Below are 16,708 nucleotides of genomic sequence, written 5' to 3'. Positions count from 1 at the left end.
GGTGCTTTTTATGAACGAGGGGGCGAAGAAGCCCGACGATCTTAAGAAGGCGGGGCTCCAGCCGGAACAGGAACTCGACTTTGACGAGGTCATGGCCAAGTACGACCGGGAATCGGCCACGCGGCTGTTTGTAGGCTCGCGCAAGCTGCTGGTCAGCGCGCTGTGCGTGCTGTTCTCGCTCGTGCAGCTGTACGCGGCATTCACCGCCAAGATTCCCGCGACGCAGCTCAGGCCGCTGCACCTGGGGTTCGTGCTGATGCTGGCTTTCATCTATTACCCCGCCGCCAAGGGCATGCGCAAGAGCACGGGCCGCATTCCGTGGTACGACATAGCCCTTGCGCTCGCGGCGTTCGGCTGCTGCCTGTACATCGCCGCCCAGCATGTGGAACTGGCGATGCGCATCAGCAAGAAGTTCGATCCGGCGATCGATCCGGCGGGCTACCGCCTGTTCCTGTTCGACATGGCGGTCGGCGGCCTGTTGATCCTGTTGCTGGCCGAAGCCTGCCGGCGGGTGGTCGGCTACCCGATCCTGATTATCGCGACGCTGTTCATGGTCTACACCTTCGCGGGGCGCTCGATGCCGGGCTTTTTGGCGCACCGGGGCTTCGGGCTGACCCGCGTTATCAGCTACCTCGTGTACACCACCGAGGGCATCATGGGCACGCCGCTGGGCGCGTCGGCCACGTTCATCTTCCTGTTCGTATTGTTTGGGGCCTTCCTCGAAACCACCAACGTGGGCGAATTCTTCATCGAGATGGCCAACTCGATCGCGGGCGGGCGGCGCGGCGGTCCCGCCAAGGTGGCCGTTTTGTCAAGCGCGCTGTTTGGCACGGTGTCGGGCTCGTCGGTGGCCAACACCGTGGGCACCGGCTCGTTCACGATTCCGATGATGAAGAAGCTGGGCTATCGGCCCGAGTTTGCGGGCGCGGTGGAGGCGGCGGCCTCGACCGGCGGGCAGATCATGCCGCCGGTCATGGGCGCGGCGGCGTTTTTGATGGCCGAGTCGGTGGGCATCAGCTACACCGAGGTGGCCAAGGCCGCGATCATCCCGGCGCTTTTGTACTTTGCGGGCATCTGGATCATCGTCGACCTCGAGGCGCGCAAGTACGGGCTCAAGGGCCTGCCCAAGGACCAGATGCCGGTGTTCTCGAAGATCTTCCGCGACCGGGGCTATCTCGTGATCCCGCTCGTCGTAATCATCTACTTCATGACCGCGGGCTTCACGCCGGTCTACTCGGCGCTGGTGGGTACCGCGGCGGCGGCGTTCTGCGGCATGCTCAGGCGCATTCAGGTCTTCGCGCAGGCCAAGAAGCAGGCGGCCGCGGACGCCAATGCCGACCTGTCGCTGGCGGGCGCCTTTAAGCAGACCGGGATCGACATCCTGAATTCGCTTGCCGGCGGCGGGCGCGGCGTAATCGGCGTGGCGATCGCCTGCGGTATGGCGGGCATCATCGTGGGAACGATCACGCTGACCGGCCTCGGGCTCAAGATGGGCAACGGCCTGATCGACATCGCCGGCGGCAGTCAGATTCTGACGCTGATGCTGACCATGGTGGCCTCGATCATACTGGGCATGGGCGTGCCCACCACGGCCAACTACCTGATTACCTCCACGATCATGGCCCCGGCGGTCATGAAGGTGATGGGCTGCCACATGCTGACGGCCCACATGTTCGCGTTCTACTTCGGCATCGTGGCCGACATCACGCCGCCGGTCGCGCTGGCGGCCATGGCGGGCAGCGCAATCGCCAAATCGAAGCCCATGCGCACCGGCTTCAACGCCACCAAGCTCGCCATCGCGGCCTTCCTCGTGCCCTACATGTTCGTCTACAACGAGAAGATGCTGATGATCGGGGCCGAGTGGTGGAACATCCTGCAGATGGCCGTGACCGCGCTGATCGGCATGATGGGGGTGGGCGTGGCGCTCGAGGGCTACTTCACCCGCCGGGCCAACTGGGTTCAGCGGCTGATGTTCCTGGCGGCGGGTCTGATGCTGATCGATCCGGGCCTGGTCACCGACTTGATCGGCATCGGGCTGTTTGCGGTGGCGGCGCTGTGGCAGTGGCTGGAGAACAAGCGCCTGGGCGGCCGGCTCGAGCCCTCGTTCAACTACTACGACGGCATGTCCGCCGGCAAGAAGCTGACTGCCTTCCTCGCCGATCCCTTTGTGATGATCGGCAGGCTCATCAAGGGCGAGCGCGGCGCCGCGGCATAATACCTTACATTGCCGCATCCCTGATCCCGGTTGGTATGGAACCGATCGAAGACACACGGCGCCCCGGTTGGCCGGGGCGCCGTGTGCCTTGTTTTTGAACTAAACATGTCGAGCGGACTCCCGATATATAAAATAAGTGCTCAGTTACGCGAAGACCTGAGTCGGATGCCGTGGCATCCGATGGGGTAAAAGACAAAGCAGAGGAGTTGCGCGCAGTGCTGAAGAACATGAGGATACGGGCGAAGCTTTTATTGTTGGCGCTCATTCCCGTCTTGGGGGCCATCCTGGTGACCGCGCTCGCGGTGAACAGCATCCGGGACGTGTCGAGCGATATGCGCAAGGCGCTGTATGAGGAAGGGCTCGCCAGCATGGAGCTGATCCTGAACGCCGACCGCGACCTCTATCAGTCGATGTCCTACTATCAGGAGGTGGGGCGCTCGGGGATATCGCTGGAGCGCAAGCAGGAATTGTTCGCCTCGTTTGAGGCCGAAGCCGGTCAGGCGCTCGACCGCGCGGGCCAGGCGCTTGCGATCGTCGATCGGGACGCGGCGGTCTGGGGCGCGTCGAAGCATGCGAATTCCGGCCGTACGGTTCACGAAAACCTGGCCGACTTTTGCGCGCGCTGCGGGCAATGGGTTCAGGACGCCAAGGACATCCTGGACGTCGGTTGGAAGTCGATGAGCTTTCTCAATACCCCATTGTACGAGGAGTTCAACGACATCCGCATGCAGCTCAACGAGGCGGAGGAGAACATCCAAGGTGCGATCGAGCTTGAAATGGCGCGGATCGAAAACTACATCAGCCGGACCACCATCACGAGCATCGCCATCGACGTGGCCGCGATCGCCGTGACGGTCGTGCTGGCCGGGCTGGTCATCGCGGGCATCGCAAAGCCGCTGAATCTGACGGCGCGCATGGTCGACGAGTTGGCCGAGGGCAACCTGACCGCGCGGCTGGATGTCAAGTCGAAGGACGAGATCGGCATGATGGCGGGGTCGATCAACCGCTTCGCCGGCCATCTGGCCCAGACCATGGGCGGCATCAACGACGCGTCGGCGTACGTGGCGACGGCGGCGGGCCAGGTCTCGTCGATGAGCATGTCGCTGTCGCAGGGCTCGGCCGAGCAGGCCGGCGCGGTCGAGCAGTTCAACGCCTCGCTCGAGGACATCGCGGCCAAGACCGGCCAGAACGCGCAGTACGCGGCGCAGGCCAACACGCTGTCGGACACCACCAAGGATCGGGCCGAGCAGGGCAACGCCAAGATGAACGCCATGCTGACGGCGATGTCGCAGATCGACGAGGCGTCGGGCAACATCTCCAAGATCATCAAGGTGATCGACGACATCGCGTTCCAGACGAACATCCTGGCGCTGAACGCGGCGGTGGAGGCGGCGCGCGCCGGCGAGCACGGCAAGGGCTTCGCGGTGGTGGCGGAGGAGGTGCGCAACCTGGCGGCACGCTCGGCCGAAGCGGCCAAGGAGACCACGGCTATGATCGAGGCGTCGATCGTCAAGACCGCGGCGGGCTCTAAGGTGGCGCAGGACACGGCGACGGCGCTCAAGGAGATCATGCGGCTTGTGCAGGAGGCGGCGGGGCTGATGGACTCGATCGCCGTGTCGTCCAACGAGCAGGCGATGGGGATCGAGCAGCTGCGGATCGGCCTTGAGCAGATCACGCAAGTGGTGCAATCCAACTCGGCCTCGTCGCAGGAGAGCTCGGCCGCCAGCGAGAAGCTGCTGGGTCAGGCGCAACTGCTCAAGGAGCAGGTGGCTTATTTCCGGATGGACGCGTAGGTTTTCCCCGCGTGAACGACGAAGGGATTCTTAAGGGCAAGGCCCTTAAGAATCCCTTCAGCGCTCACGCGGGAAATGATTCGCTTTATACCGGCGTGACCTGGGCCTGCTGCCCGATCAGCGACGGGAATTTCGGGCCCTCTTTCTGCGCCTTGCGGTACTCGAAGAAATTGGCCGCCACCTGCGGGAACAGCGCGTAGCTGAGCACGTCCTCGGGCTGCTCCATCCACTGCTTGATCTCCTTGCGGTAGGCCGCGAGCTCCGGCTTCAGATTGTCCGCCGGGCGGCAGGTGATGACCTTGGCGTCGCCGATGACCTTCCTGCGCACGTCCTCGTTCACCTTCGCCGGCAGCCGGCCGTACTCGCCGCGCATCAGCGCCTGCGACTCCTTCGGGTTCATCTTGTAGCGCTCGCCGGCCAGCACGTTCATCACCGCCTGCGTGCCCACAATCTGGCTGGTCGGCGTGACCAGCGGCGGATAGCCGAAATCCTCGCGCACGCGCGGTACCTCCGCCAGCACCTCGTACAGTTGATCCGACTTGCCCGCCTGCTTGAGCTGGCTGATCAGGTTCGACAGCATGCCGCCCGGCACCTGGTAGAGCAGCGTGTTGATGTCCACCTGCAGCACCTTCGGGTCGAGGATGCCTTCCTTCTGCATCCGCTCGCTGACGCCGCGAAAGTGCACCGCGATGTCGGAGAGCAGCTTGAGATCCAATCCGGTGTCGCGCTCGGTGCCGCGCAAAGTGGCCACCAGCGGCTCGGTTGCGGGTTGCGCCGTGCCGTTGCCCATCGGCGACAGGGCCGTGTCCACGATGTCCGCGCCCGCCTCGATCGCCTTCAGGTACACCATGTCGCCGGTGCCCGAGGTGTTATGCGTGTGCATGTGGATCGGCACCTTGACCGCCTGCTTGAGCTTCTTCACCAGGCTGTAAGCCTCGTAGGGCAGCAGCAGGTTGGCCATGTCCTTGACGCAGATCTGATCCGCGCCCATCTTTTCGAACTCAATCGCCAGTTCCACAAAGTAGTCCTCGGTATGCACCGGGCTGACCGTGTAGCTCATCGCCGGCTCGCAGATGCCCTTGTACTTGCGCGTGGCCTTGATCGCGGCTTCGAGGTTGCGCGTGTCGTTGAGCGCGTCGAAGATGCGGATGATCTCGATGCCGTTCTTGATCGACAGTTTGACGAACTCATCCACCACGTCGTCGGCGTAATGCTTGTAGCCCAGGATGTTCTGCCCACGGAACAGCATTTGCAGCTTCGTCTTCGGCAGCGCCTCTTTCAGCTTGCGCAGCCTCACCCACGGATCCTCGTTCAAAAACCGCAGGCAGCTGTCAAACGTCGCACCGCCCCAGCACTCCAGCGAATAGTAACCGACCTTGTCCAATTTCTCGCACGCCGGCAGCATGTCCTCGGTGCGCATGCGCGTGGCCGCCTGCGACTGGTGCGCGTCGCGCAGGATGGTGTCGGTAATCAATACCTTCTTGCCCATTGGGATTCCTCCTCTTCCCGCTTACTTGAGCAGCGACAGGAACACGCCCGCCGCCACGGCCGAGCCGATTACGCCGGCCACGTTCGGGCCCATCGCGTGCATCAGCAGGAAGTTGCCCGGGTTCTCCTGTTGGGCGACCACCTGCGAGACGCGCGCGGCCATCGGCACCGCCGATACGCCGGCCGAGCCGATCAGCGGGTTGATCTTGCCGCCCGACAGCTTGCACATGAGCTTGCCCAGCAGCACGCCGCCCGCGGTACCGCCGCCAAAGGCGATTACGCCCAGCACGATGATGTAGAGCGTCTGCGGGGCCAGGAAGGTGGCGCCGTTGGTGGTCGCGCCCACCGTCGTGCCCAAGAAGATGGTCACGATATTAATCAGCTCGTTCTGCGCGGTCTTCGACAGGCGCTCGGTCACGCCGCTCACGCGGAACAGATTGCCCAGCATCAGCATGCCGACCAAGGGAGCGGCCGGGGGCAGCATCAGCGACACCACCAGCGTCACCAGGATGGGGAAGATCACGAGCTCGGCCTTGGAGACCGGGCGCAGCTGATCCATGACGATCATGCGCTCCTCATGGGTGGTCAGCGCCTTCATGATCGGCGGCTGAATGACCGGCACCAACGCCATGTAGGAGTAGGCCGCGACCGCGATCGGGCCCAGCAGGTGCGGGGCCAGCTGGGTGGTCGTGAAGATGGCCGTGGGGCCGTCGGCGCCGCCGATGATGCCGATCGAGCCGGCCTCAGCGGGCTTGAAGCCCAGCAACAGCGCGCCGATAAAGGTGATGAAGATGCCCAGCTGCGCCGCCGCGCCCAGCAGCAGCGACTTGGGGTTGGCGATCAGCGGGGCGAAGTCGGTCATCGCGCCCACGCCCATAAAGATCAGCGGTGGGTAGATGCCCAGCTTCACGCCCTTGTACAGGTAGTACAGCAGGCCGCCCTCATCCATCATGCCGGCGATCGGCAGGTTGGCCAGCAGCATACCGAAGGCGATCGGCAGCAGCAGAAGCGGCTCAAAGCCCTTGACGACGGCCAAATAAATCAGCACGAAGCTGACCGCGATCATCACGTACTGACGCCAGTCGCCGTGCGCGAAGCCGGTGGAGTCCCAGATCTTGGCAAGGCCCTCGACGAAGTTCAGCTGGTACGTGTCGTCGGCAGGCGCGGTCTCGGTTTCGGCCGACGATGGAACCTGCTGCTGCGCGGCGGGCGCGTTCGCCGGGGCGGGGGCCTGATTGGATTCGGCCCACACGCCGAACGCGGTGAGCGCGCAGATCGTCAGCAGAGAGATCAGCGCGGCCAACCACAAACGGTTCTTGAGGGTTTTCATGGTGCTTCCTCCTTTAAAACATCGCATAGCCCGGCTGCCCGGATTATTTCAGCGCCACCAGCGCGTCGCCGGTGTTGACGGAGGAACCCTTGGAGGTCAGCACGGCGCCAACCACGCCGTCGCGGGGAGACATGATTTCGTTTTCCATTTTCATGGCCTCGAGGACCAGCACAACCTGGCCCTTCTTGACCGACGAGCCCTCCTGCACATTGACCGCCAGGATGGTGCCCGGCATGGGGGCCTTGATGGTCTCGGCACCGGCGGGCGCGGACTTGGCCGCGGGCTTGGCGGCGGGGGCCGGCGCGCTCTTCGCGGGGGCGGCGGGGGTTTCGGCGGCGCCTGTGAATCCGCCGACCTCTTCGACTTCGACTTCGTAGGCCTGGCCGTTGACGGTGATCTTGTAGCTATGCATGATGGTTACCCCTTTCAAATATGAATCCTTTTTAAGGTTGGCAGACCAATAGTTAGCGCTCTACGCGGCGGATGGCGCGCACGACAAACTGCTTGCCGACGTCGCCCGCCGCCAGCGCCAGGGCGGTCAGCCCCGCGACCAGGGCCAGTTCGCCGCCGGCATTTGCTTCCAACACCTTCGCCGACGCCGCCATCGGCAGCGAGGCGATGGCCGGTGCCGTCGCCAATGCGGGCTCAACCCGCACCGGCGAATCCGCGCCGGCGAATCGCTTGAGCAAGCGACCCATCAGGTTGATTGCCACGATCAGGATGACGAGGCCGATGAACACGACCAGCATGCCGATGACCATCATCAAGAGGCCGTAACCCAGTTTCTCCATTTCCCAGATCCCCCAATTCTCTCATGGATTCTATAAAAAAAGCTCCATTCCCTACCAAATTCAATCATTCGACAAAGGTTCCCTTTTTCCTGCCGGTTATGTATGGAAAATTTGTTACAACTTTTTTATGGCAAGCGTCGGTTGACAGCCTGTGATATGATATCTGAAAAGAAGCGACGGGCGGGGGGACAAATATGCCATGCCAATGGGTGGCTCAGGGCGCGAAGGCGATGGGCGTCCAACTGAGCGAGGCGCAAACCCAGCAGATCGCGCGCTATCACGCGCTGCTGACCGAGGCCAACGGGGTGATGAACCTGACGCGCGTGCCCGACGACGCGCGCGAGGCGGCCGAGCGTAATTACCTGGACTCGCTCGCGCCGCTTCAAGTGCCGGGGTTGATGGATGGCGTCCGCACGCTGATCGACGTGGGCGCGGGCGCGGGCTGTCCGGGCCTCCTGCTGTCGATCGCACTGCCGGAAACGCGCGTCACGCTGCTGGATGCGCTGCAAAAGCGGGTGAAATTCCTGAATGAAGTGATCGAGGCGCTCGGCCTCAACGCGCGCGCGCTGCACGGGCGCTGTGAGGACGCCGCGCGCGATATGGCGCTGCGCGCCGCGTTCGACTGCGTCACGGCGCGCGCGGTGGCCGATACGCCGGTGCTGCTCGAGCTGGCGCTGCCGTTCGCGCGCCGGGGCGGCATGCTCGTGGCCTACAAGGGCCCGGCGGTCGAAGAGGAGCTGACGCGCGCCGCGCGGGCGCTGTCCGAACTGCGCGGGCGCGTGCGCGCGGTCGTACAGGCTCCGATCCCCGGCCGCGACTGGGATCACCGGCTGCTGATCGTGGACAAGGTGGGAAAGACCCCCGACCGCTACCCGCGCAAGGCGGGGGAGCCGGGGAGGAATCCCTTATAGCAAGTATCCCCCGTCCACGCACAGCACCTGCGCGGTGATGAAGGAGGCGCGGGGGGAGGCGAGGAAGCAGACGGCCTCGGCCACCTCCTCGGGGCGGCCCAGGCGGCAGAGCGGGGTATTCTCGGCCAAGGCCGCGCGGTCATCGACGCTCAGGCGCGCGTTCATGTCGGTGTCGATCGCGCCCGGAGCCACGCAGTTGACGCGCACGCCGCTCGGGCCGACCTCGCGCGCCGTCGCCTTCGTAAGCCCGATCAGCCCGGCCTTGAACGCCGAATAGGCGGCCTCGCAGGACGCGCCCGCAACGCCCCACATCGACGACACGTTGACGATCGCGCCGCGCCGGCGCGAGATCATGCCGGGCAGCACCGCGCGCGTCAGGTAGAATGCGCCGTCCAGGTTGACCGCGCCCAGTGCGCGCCAGTCGCGATCGGAGACATCGGCGATCAGCCCGAACTGCGCAAGCCCCGCGTTGTTGACCAAGATGTCGAGCGGGCCGATGCCGCGCTCGACGCGCTTGACCGACTCGTCCACCTGCGCGCTGCCCGTCACGTCGCAGCGGACGGCCAGCGCGCCCGTCTCGTCGGCCAGCGCCTTCGCCGCCTCCTCCGCTTGCAAATAGAAAAAGGCAACGCGCGCGCCCTCGCGCGCCATCTGCCGGACGACGGCCGCGCCGATGCCGCGCGAGCCGCCGGTAATCAGTGCGTTCATGAAAACCTCCATACCTGGTGGCCTAACAACCACGGTAGTTGCGGAACTTTGCGGACCTTTTTCGGGCCGTCCGCGTCGCTCGTAGCTTTCCGCAGCGCTGCTGTGCCGCGGTGAAGGCCCCTTGCCGAACGAAGATCTCGGTTTCCTCCGCAATCCCCGCGGTCGCCGGACCGCCGGCGCTACAATACGTAGATTGTACCAGAGCCCGCGCCCGGATGCAACGCATTGACAAAGCCATGGCCGCGTGCTAGAATCATTATCGATAACGGTCCTGACGGAATTGGTAAGATGGACGATATTGTGTAGGGAGGGGTACCCTTTATGACGATGGCGGTGTTGATGGCCAACCGTGGTTTTTTCCCGAGCTCGGTGATCGCGGCGGCGCGCGCGGAGATGACGGAGGCGCTGAACAAGGCGGGGATCGATGCGCTGCTGATCGACGAGGACGCGGTGCGCTACGGCGCGGTGGAGACGACGAACGAGGGGCAAGTTTTCCATGACTTCCTCGAGGCGCATCGGGGCGGGTACGACGGGCTGATTATCTGCCTGCCCAACTTCGGCGACGAGAACGGTGTCAAGGCGGCGATCCGCGACGTCAACGTGCCGATCCTCTTGCAGGCCTACCCGGACGAGATCGGCCGGATGGACTTCGAGCATCGGCGCGACGCGTTCTGCGGCAAGCTCGGCCTCGGCAGCGTGCTCAAGCAAATGGGCGTAAAGTTCACAAGCTTCCCGCCGTTCGTCGTGCATCCGCTGAGCGACGCGTTCCACGGCCAATTGGTGAAGTTCTCCGCGATCTGCCGGATCGTGAAGAAGATGCGCTACCTGCGCCTGGGCGCGTTCGGCGCGCGCACCACGGCGTTCAAATCGGTGCGCTACGACGAGGTGGCGCTCGAGAAGCACGGCATCGACGTGGAGACGCTCGACCTGTCCCACGTGATGAGGCTGTTCGACCGCATCGGCGAGGATTCCCCCGAGGCCAGGCGCTGGCTCGAGTTGATTCTCGAGAGCGCCGACCTCGGCAAGATGCCCAAGGGCAAGGAGGTGCTGCTCTCGCGCATGGGCGCGACCTTCGAGAAGATCATCCGCGATATGAAACTCGACTGCGTGGCCGTGCGCTGCTGGGACGAGATGGAGCAGGCGCTCGGCATCGCGCCCTGCAGTCTGCTGGGCATCCTGAACCACCTGAATGTGCCGGCCGCCTGCGAGCTGGACGTGACCAACGCGGTGGCGATGATGGCGCTGAACCTGGCCTCGGGTACGCCGGCGGGCCTGCTCGACTGGAACAACAACTACGGCGAGGAAGCAGACAAATGCATCCTGTTCCACTGCGGTCCCTTGGCCGTTGATCTGATGACCGGCAAGGGCGAGATGCAGCAGCACCTGATGTTCAAAAAGACCTACGGCGACGGTAGCGGCTGGGGCCTGAACGTGGGCAGGATCGCGCCCGGCGAGGTGACGTTCGCCAGCATGCGCAACGAGGACGGCCAGGTGCGCTACTACGTGGGCCGGGGCGAGATCACCGACGATCCGGTGGAGGAGGCCTTCTTCGGCACGCCGGGCGTGCTGCGCGCGGAGCACCTGCAAGACAAGCTCCAGCGCATCTTCGAGGGCGGCTTCCGCCACCACGTGGCGATCACACGCGGCGATATGGTGGACGCGGTGGGCGAGGCCTTGGGCAAGTACCTGGGCTATGTGAAGGTGGATATCGACAAGTAAGCGAAGCGGATAGGCGGAGGGGTGTTCACGGGCTGCGTGAACACCCCTCTTGGTATAAGGACGGCGTATCGCGCGCGTCCGGATCACAGCCCTGAAAACCGATCGGACCGGGCGGCCGTCTCCGGCCTGATTGTCGGTACGGCGGTCGCTGGATTTTGTGCGGCCGATTCGATATAATAGATTCAATCAAACGCGCGGCGAAGTACAAGGGAAAAAGGGGATGGGTGAAGCGTGGCCTACAGGATCAAGGAAGTGGCGGAAATGATGGGGATCACGCCGCAGACGCTCAGGTTTTACGAGCAATACGGGATGTGCTCCTATAGCCGGGGCGGCGAGGGTGGATACCGAAGCTATTCGGGCGCCAATGTGGACGTGCTGATGAGCCTGCGGAATCTGCGCAATTGCGGCTATGGCGTCGCGCAGGCGGTGGAGCTGCTGAGGTGCCCGGATATTTTGCGGCAGAGCCGCTTGCTGCGGGAGCAGGCGCAAAAGCTCGCCCGCCAAATCGAGATGCAGCGGCGTATTGTAGAGAAGCTGCGTGAGCGCGCGCAATGGATGGAAGAGGCCCCGGCCCGTATCGGCATTATCGAGGAGCGTATGCGCCCTGCGGCTTTGATGCGCGTATTTGCCGCGGATAGAGAGGAGAGAATGCTGCCCAAGGAGCGTGCCGAAATGGCAAGATGGACCGATTGGATGCCGCTTTTGCAGTGGGGCCGGATACTGGACGCCGGGCGCGGATGCAAGACGACCCGCCAGGGCTTTGTCGTCGATCCGGAGACGGCGGCCTTTCTGGAGATTGGCGATACGCCGGGCCTTATCCGCCTGCCCGCCCAGCCTTGCCTGTATGCCGTGCTGAGTTGGCGTCCCCAGAAAAAGGAACTGGACGGGCAGGTGGCGGCGCTGCTGGAAAGGGCGCGGGCGCAGGGCAAGGCGCTTGGCGAAGAGGCGCTGGTGCGCACTTTTTGGAACGTGGGGCTTACGCATCAGCAAAGCTACGGTGAAGTCTGGATTCCTGTTGAAAGCCGGTCGAACTGATGCGGCAAGCATCGTGAATTTCCGGACAAAATTGTAGAAAAATTGACAATGCCCCTTGACTCGCATATACTCTGCGCCCTTATGGTAAGAAGGGGGGAGAGCCATCGCCCAATCACATTCAAAAGGAGTGTCTTGTCATGAAGCAATCACGTCGCGTAGTCATGTCACTGCTGGCCCTGCTGCTGACGCTGTGTCTCGCCTTGCCGGCGCTGGCGCAGGAAGCCGCGGGGACGGCACAGGGATTCGGCGGAGAGGTCAGCGTTACGCTGACCATCGAGGACGGGAAGATTGTCGCCGCGTCCGCGACCGGCGACGCGGAGACGGAAGGTATCGGATCAAGCGCCATCGAGAAAATGCCTGCGCTGATGGTCGCCGGAGGCGCCGTCGACGTCGACGGCGTCGCCGGTGCGACCGTGACCAGCCAGGCGGTCCGGGCGGCCGCGTTGGCCGCGCTCGAGTCGGTTGGGTTGAGCGCCGACGATCTGGTCAAGTCGGAGGCGGTCCCCCAGGAAAAGGCGAAGCCCGCCTTTGAAAACCCGGACGTCATCATCATCGGCGCGGGTTCGACCGGTATCAACGCGGCGATCGCCGCGGCCCAGGCGGGTGCGAAGGTATACCTCATTGAGAAGAACGACGCCTTGGGCGGCTCTATCCGCTACGCGGGCGGCACCACCTCGGCGGCGGGCGCGCGCATGCAGATCGAGGCCGGCGTGGAAGATTCGCCGGAAAACTTTGCGCAGGACATCGTCCGCATGGGCGGAGGGACCAATGTGGAGGCGCTGACCCGCAAACACACCGAATGCGCGGCGGCGGCGGTGGACTGGCTGGACGACTTGGGCGCGGATTTCGGCGATCGGGCGCCGAAGATGTCGGCTTCCTACGACGCATTCAACGTTCCACGCGAGTACCGCGTCGCGGGCGGCGGCAAGGCGATCATCGACCTGATCCTCCCTAAACTCATGGAGCAGGTGGAAGCGGGCAATGTGTGCTCGATGCTGGACACCGAAGTCAAGGACATCATCGTGGAGGAAGGCGCGGTCACCGGCGTGGTGCTGACCGACGGCATCGAGTATCGCGCGCCGGCCACCATTCTGGCGACCGGCGGCTATGGCCACAACGAGGAACTGCTGCACAAGTACAACTACGAAAACGTGCAGACGATGGCACCCTCCTTCGTCACCGGCGACGGCTACGCCTTTGCGGAGAAGGCGGGGGCGGTGCTCGCCAATATGGACTACCTGCCCGCCTACCCCGGCGCGGTGCCGGAGGCCGGGTTTGACGTCACCGCCACCGCGGTGGTGCAGGAATACCCCGGCGTGATCTGGGTGGACGCCGACGGCCGACGCATCGTCAACGAGTTCAACGCGCTCGACAGCGAGCGCAAGGCGGCGTATGCCGGCGCCCCTCACAACCTGGTGTACATGCTTTTGACCCAGGACATGCGGGACAAAGGGGCCTCGATCCTCAGCAAGGATGAGGGATGGGCAAAGTTTGACGAACTGCTGGCGGCCGAAAACTGCGTGTACAAGGCCGACACACTGGAGGAACTGGCGGGCAAAGTCGGCATCGATGCCGAAGGCTTGAAGGCGACGGTGGAAACCTACAATGCGTATGTAGCCGCGGGCGAGGACAAGGACTTTGGCCGTCCGGTCGAGTCCATGATCGAACTCAAGGGGCCGTATTACGCGGTCAAGACCTGCCCCTATGTCATGCTGACCAAGGGCGGCCCGCTGATGAACGAGCACGCGCAGGTACTGGGTCAGAGCGGCGAGCCGATCCCGGGCCTGTACGAGGGCGGCGAACTGGCAGGCGGCGCCAACATCGGCGGCAGCGCCAACATCGGCGGCCTGGCCAACACCAGCACCATCGTTTGGGGCAAGATCGCGGGGGAGAACGCGGCGGCCTACGCGCTGTCCGCAAAATAACCGAAAGACAGCCACGCAAAAATCCCACCGCCGCGGCGGTGGGATTTTTGCGTGGAAGCGCGGTGGGCGCATCAGCGTCCTTGTCTGTATTCCGACGGCGACGCCCCGGCGTGGCGCTTGAAGGTCTTGCTGAAGTAGTGCTGGTCGGAAAAACCCACCTTGAAGGCGATCTCGTAGACCATCATGTCGGTCTCGTCCATCAGCCGCTTGGCCTCGGCCACCCGGTGCTGATTGATGCAATCGTTGATCGACATGCCGTAGGTGCGCTTGAACACATTGCCCAGGTAATTGGGCGAGTAGCCCAGTGTGGCCGACAGCGCGTTGACCGACAGGTTTCGCTCACAGAAGCGCTCCGCGATCGCGCGCCGCGCGCGCTCGGCCGCGCGTTGGGGCGCGTCGGCGGACGGGCCCGAGGCCTCGTCGCCCGCGGCCGGGCGCTCGGACAGCAGCTCGGACAGCATCGCCTTCATGTGCGCGGACTCGGCCGCCTGCTGCGCGCGCGCCTCCAGCAGCGCAAACAGCCGCCGCCCCATCGCGGCCACGTCGTCCGAATCGACCGGCTTGAGCACGTAGTCCACCGCGCCGTAGGTCAGCGCCTGGCGGGCATAGGCGAATTCATCGTAGCCGCTAATCACGATGGTCAACGGCCGGTCGGCCCGCTCGCCCAGCACCCGCATCAGCTCCATCCCGTCCATGTCGGGCATCGAGATGTCCAGCAGCATCGCGTGTACGCGCTCGGCATCGATGATTGAGAGCGCCTGCGCGCCGCTGTGCGCGACGCGCGTCTCAAACAGATCGAGCCGATCGATGGCCTTGCGCATGCCCTCGGCAATCAGCTTTTCGTCGTCGACCACCAGCAGTCTATACATTGCGGTTCCCCTCCATGGCCACAATCCGGAGCGCCGCCACCGTCTCGCCGCCCTCGCGCCGGTAATATAACCCGTAGCCGTCGCCGAAACTCATCCGGATGCGGTCGTGGACGTTGGAGATCCCGATGCCGTAGTCCACCGCCGCTTCCGACTGGTCGCGGTCGTACAGGAAGCGATTCATGCTGTCGATGGTCTTCGCGGTGATCGTATCGCCATCGTCGCGCACCTCGAGCAGCACGTCGTCCCCGTCGCGCCGCGCTGTGATCCGGATGTGGCATGTCTTGTCGGCGCGGGTCTGCATGGCGTGGATGACCGAATTTTCGACCAGCGGCTGCAAAATCAGCTTGGGCGTATACAGCGGAAGCGCCTCCTCCTCCACCTCATACTCGACGAAGATGCAGTCGGCGTAGCGCGCCTTCTGGATGTCGATGTACAGCTCGACGTGGTGCAGCTCGTCCTTGAGCGGGATGAATTCGCGTCCCTTCGAGATGCTCAGCCGGAAGAATGCCGACAGGTCCTTGGTAACGCGGATCGCGGTGCGGTTCTCGCCCGCGTCGATCAGCCACACGATCGTGGACAGCGTGTTATAGAGGAAGTGCGGGTTGATCTGGAACTCGAGCGCGCGGATTTGCGCTTCCTTCTTTTTTTGCTGCTCCTCGTAGTATTCGCCGATCAGCGTCTCCAGCCGGCCCAGGATGCGGGCGTACTTGTCGGACAGGATGGCGAACTCGTTGCGGGTCTGTTCGCGCGTGCCCGGCGCGGCGGCGTCAAAGCTGCTCACCCGCTCGATCAAGCGGTACAGCGGCTTGGTGAAGCTGCGCGACATGGCCGCGCCCAGCGCCGCGCACACCGCCACGCACAAAAGCGACACCGCTGCCGTCAGCTGCACGATCGGCCAGAACCCGGCGGTGAAGCGCTCGATCGGCGCGCGCTCGAGGAACAGCAGCCCCCGCGCCCGGTTGTGGCGGTAGGTGATGATCGAACCGCCGAGCGGGAAGTAACCCGATTCGCCCTCGCACCTGTCCGGCGAAAACCCGAGCGCATCCGCGATAGTTTGCCCGTACAGCCGCTTGTCGGTACACGACAGGATGCCCTGCCCGGAGGCGATGAAGAACTCGGTGCCGGCGGCCACCTCGTAATCGCGGTACAGCGCCCCAAACACCGATTCCTTGACGTTCAGGATCAGCCGCGCGACCGGCCGGTTGTCGCTCTCGGCCAGCACCAGCCGTTCGTAGGGCACCACCGGTTCGCCGTTTTCGAACGTCGGCGCGGCCCAGCGGTCGAACAGCTTGAAGTCCGACGCGCGCAGCGGCAGCTTGCCGCTTATATCGACCTTGTTGACCGCCGACGACTGCACCGCGCCGTAGACCAGCGCCGTCCCGCCGTTGCTCGCCAGCATGGCCGAGGTGCTCTCCTGCTTGTTGTACAGGCTGATTAGCTGCCGCTTGGTCTGATCCTCGATCAGGTTCGCGCTGCCCAGGCGCGTGTGCTCGTCGAAGTAGGCGCGCACATAGGGGTTGAACGCCACCAGCAGCACGTCGCGGTGCTTGCGGCGGATCAGCTCGACCATCCGGTAATCGACGAATTCCAGCCGGTTCAGCCGGTCCTGCACGCCCCGCTCGAGTGTGCTTTGAGATGAAATGCGCAGCGACAGCAGGCCGATTACGAGGACCGGGATGATCGACACCACCGCGAACAGAACGGCGAGCCGCGCCGAGATGGACAGGTTTTGGAACCAGGAGACACGCTTTTCGGACATGCGCTTCATCCTTTGCGAATGCGTTCGTCATCGGACTTCATTGTACCGCATCGCGTGCAAAAGATCAATCGCGCGAAACTGTCGCCGTATGCACGCTTTACTGTTGATTTGTACACATTTCGATTTGATTATTTCATTGATACCATGCTTTGGCTGCGTTATCAT

The 16,708-nt window shown here is 64.0% G+C and carries 13 protein-coding genes; 6 read left to right on the top strand and 7 right to left on the bottom strand.

From position 1 onward, the window contains the following. Window positions 1–10 precede the first annotated feature (10 nt). Together ACH6CV_RS01145 and ACH6CV_RS01140 are read left to right on the top strand one after the other, a co-directional pair. Window positions 11–2,215, top strand: coding sequence for a TRAP transporter permease (locus ACH6CV_RS01145; protein ID WP_456356316.1), 2,205 nt, complete (start codon window positions 11–13; stop codon window positions 2,213–2,215). A gap of 215 nt (window positions 2,216–2,430) precedes the next feature. After that, entirely contained in the window at window positions 2,431–4,008 is a 1,578-nt protein-coding gene (locus tag ACH6CV_RS01140) for a methyl-accepting chemotaxis protein (protein WP_456356315.1), read from the top strand. 85 nt (window positions 4,009–4,093) lie between these two features. Here the strand turns inward: ACH6CV_RS01140 and ACH6CV_RS01135 are convergent, their stop codons facing one another. From ACH6CV_RS01135 to ACH6CV_RS01120, 4 genes are read right to left on the bottom strand one after another with little or no spacing between them, the layout of a single operon-like run. Beyond that, complete coding sequence (locus ACH6CV_RS01135) at window positions 4,094–5,497, bottom strand: oxaloacetate decarboxylase subunit alpha (protein ID WP_456356314.1); 1,404 nt, start codon at window positions 5,495–5,497, stop codon at window positions 4,094–4,096. Between the two features lie 21 nt (window positions 5,498–5,518). Continuing rightward, window positions 5,519–6,826: a sodium ion-translocating decarboxylase subunit beta gene (locus ACH6CV_RS01130; protein ID WP_456356313.1), complete on the bottom strand. Its 1,308-nt coding sequence runs from the start codon at window positions 6,824–6,826 to the stop codon at window positions 5,519–5,521. Window positions 6,827–6,869: 43 nt separating this feature from the next. Next, window positions 6,870–7,238 (bottom strand): biotin/lipoyl-containing protein, encoded by a 369-nt coding sequence (locus tag ACH6CV_RS01125; protein WP_456356312.1) that lies wholly within the window; start codon window positions 7,236–7,238, stop codon window positions 6,870–6,872. A gap of 52 nt (window positions 7,239–7,290) precedes the next feature. After that, complete coding sequence (locus ACH6CV_RS01120; RefSeq protein ID WP_456356311.1) at window positions 7,291–7,617, bottom strand: OadG family transporter subunit; 327 nt, start codon at window positions 7,615–7,617, stop codon at window positions 7,291–7,293. A gap of 194 nt (window positions 7,618–7,811) precedes the next feature. Here ACH6CV_RS01120 and rsmG point away from each other — a divergent pair, with 194 nt between their 5' ends. Further along, window positions 7,812–8,528, top strand: coding sequence for a 16S rRNA (guanine(527)-N(7))-methyltransferase RsmG (gene rsmG / locus ACH6CV_RS01115; protein ID WP_456356310.1), 717 nt, complete (start codon window positions 7,812–7,814; stop codon window positions 8,526–8,528). Here rsmG and ymfI read toward each other — a convergent pair. Further along, window positions 8,523–9,236, bottom strand: a complete 714-nt coding sequence (gene ymfI, locus ACH6CV_RS01110; RefSeq protein WP_456356309.1) for an elongation factor P 5-aminopentanone reductase — start codon at window positions 9,234–9,236, stop codon at window positions 8,523–8,525. The two genes, rsmG and ymfI, sit on opposite strands and share 6 nt — an antisense overlap. Window positions 9,237–9,557: 321 nt before the next feature. Here ymfI and ACH6CV_RS01105 point away from each other — a divergent pair, with 321 nt between their 5' ends. The 3 genes from ACH6CV_RS01105 to ACH6CV_RS01095 all read left to right on the top strand — a co-directional run bounded on the left by ACH6CV_RS01105 (window position 9,558) and on the right by ACH6CV_RS01095 (window position 13,915). Beyond that, on the top strand, window positions 9,558–10,955 hold the full coding sequence (locus ACH6CV_RS01105) for an L-fucose/L-arabinose isomerase family protein (protein ID WP_456356308.1): 1,398 nt from the start codon (window positions 9,558–9,560) through the stop codon (window positions 10,953–10,955). A gap of 231 nt (window positions 10,956–11,186) precedes the next feature. Beyond that, window positions 11,187–11,990, top strand: coding sequence for a helix-turn-helix domain-containing protein (locus ACH6CV_RS01100; protein ID WP_456356307.1), 804 nt, complete (start codon window positions 11,187–11,189; stop codon window positions 11,988–11,990). A gap of 137 nt (window positions 11,991–12,127) precedes the next feature. Continuing rightward, complete coding sequence (locus ACH6CV_RS01095) at window positions 12,128–13,915, top strand: FAD-dependent oxidoreductase (protein ID WP_456356306.1); 1,788 nt, start codon at window positions 12,128–12,130, stop codon at window positions 13,913–13,915. A gap of 71 nt (window positions 13,916–13,986) precedes the next feature. On the opposite strand, the gene ACH6CV_RS01090 is transcribed toward ACH6CV_RS01095, so the two are convergent. Together ACH6CV_RS01090 and ACH6CV_RS01085 are read right to left on the bottom strand one after the other, a co-directional pair. Then, a complete protein-coding gene (locus ACH6CV_RS01090; RefSeq protein WP_456356305.1) occupies window positions 13,987–14,784 on the bottom strand; it encodes a response regulator transcription factor in 798 nt (265 codons plus the stop codon). Further along, entirely contained in the window at window positions 14,777–16,543 is a 1,767-nt protein-coding gene (locus ACH6CV_RS01085; protein ID WP_456356304.1) for a sensor histidine kinase, read from the bottom strand. The genes ACH6CV_RS01090 and ACH6CV_RS01085 overlap by 8 nt, the downstream gene beginning before the upstream one ends. Between the last annotated feature and the right edge of the window lie 165 nt (window positions 16,544–16,708).

Source organism: Anaerozeibacter quisquiliarum, assembly GCF_051162045.1.
GTDB lineage: Bacteria > Bacillota > Clostridia > Christensenellales > Aristaeellaceae > Anaerozeibacter > Anaerozeibacter quisquiliarum.
This window is presented reverse-complemented; position numbering and strand designations above follow the sequence as displayed.

What these genes read in the sequence shown, in the direction of transcription:
- ACH6CV_RS01085 (WP_456356304.1), bottom strand. Translation starts at nt 16,543, where the DNA reads ATGTCCGAAAAGCGTGTCTCCTGGTTCCAAAACCTGTCCATCTCGGCG.
- rsmG (WP_456356310.1), top strand. Translation starts at nt 7,812, where the DNA reads ATGCCATGCCAATGGGTGGCTCAGGGCGCGAAGGCGATGGGCGTCCAA.
- ymfI (WP_456356309.1), bottom strand. Translation starts at nt 9,236, where the DNA reads ATGAACGCACTGATTACCGGCGGCTCGCGCGGCATCGGCGCGGCCGTC.
- ACH6CV_RS01105 (WP_456356308.1), top strand. Translation starts at nt 9,558, where the DNA reads ATGACGATGGCGGTGTTGATGGCCAACCGTGGTTTTTTCCCGAGCTCG.
- ACH6CV_RS01090 (WP_456356305.1), bottom strand. Translation starts at nt 14,784, where the DNA reads ATGTATAGACTGCTGGTGGTCGACGACGAAAAGCTGATTGCCGAGGGC.
- ACH6CV_RS01125 (WP_456356312.1), bottom strand. Translation starts at nt 7,238, where the DNA reads ATGCATAGCTACAAGATCACCGTCAACGGCCAGGCCTACGAAGTCGAA.
- ACH6CV_RS01135 (WP_456356314.1), bottom strand. Translation starts at nt 5,497, where the DNA reads ATGGGCAAGAAGGTATTGATTACCGACACCATCCTGCGCGACGCGCAC.
- ACH6CV_RS01120 (WP_456356311.1), bottom strand. Translation starts at nt 7,617, where the DNA reads ATGGAGAAACTGGGTTACGGCCTCTTGATGATGGTCATCGGCATGCTG.
- ACH6CV_RS01095 (WP_456356306.1), top strand. Translation starts at nt 12,128, where the DNA reads ATGAAGCAATCACGTCGCGTAGTCATGTCACTGCTGGCCCTGCTGCTG.
- ACH6CV_RS01145 (WP_456356316.1), top strand. Translation starts at nt 11, where the DNA reads ATGAACGAGGGGGCGAAGAAGCCCGACGATCTTAAGAAGGCGGGGCTC.
- ACH6CV_RS01130 (WP_456356313.1), bottom strand. Translation starts at nt 6,826, where the DNA reads ATGAAAACCCTCAAGAACCGTTTGTGGTTGGCCGCGCTGATCTCTCTG.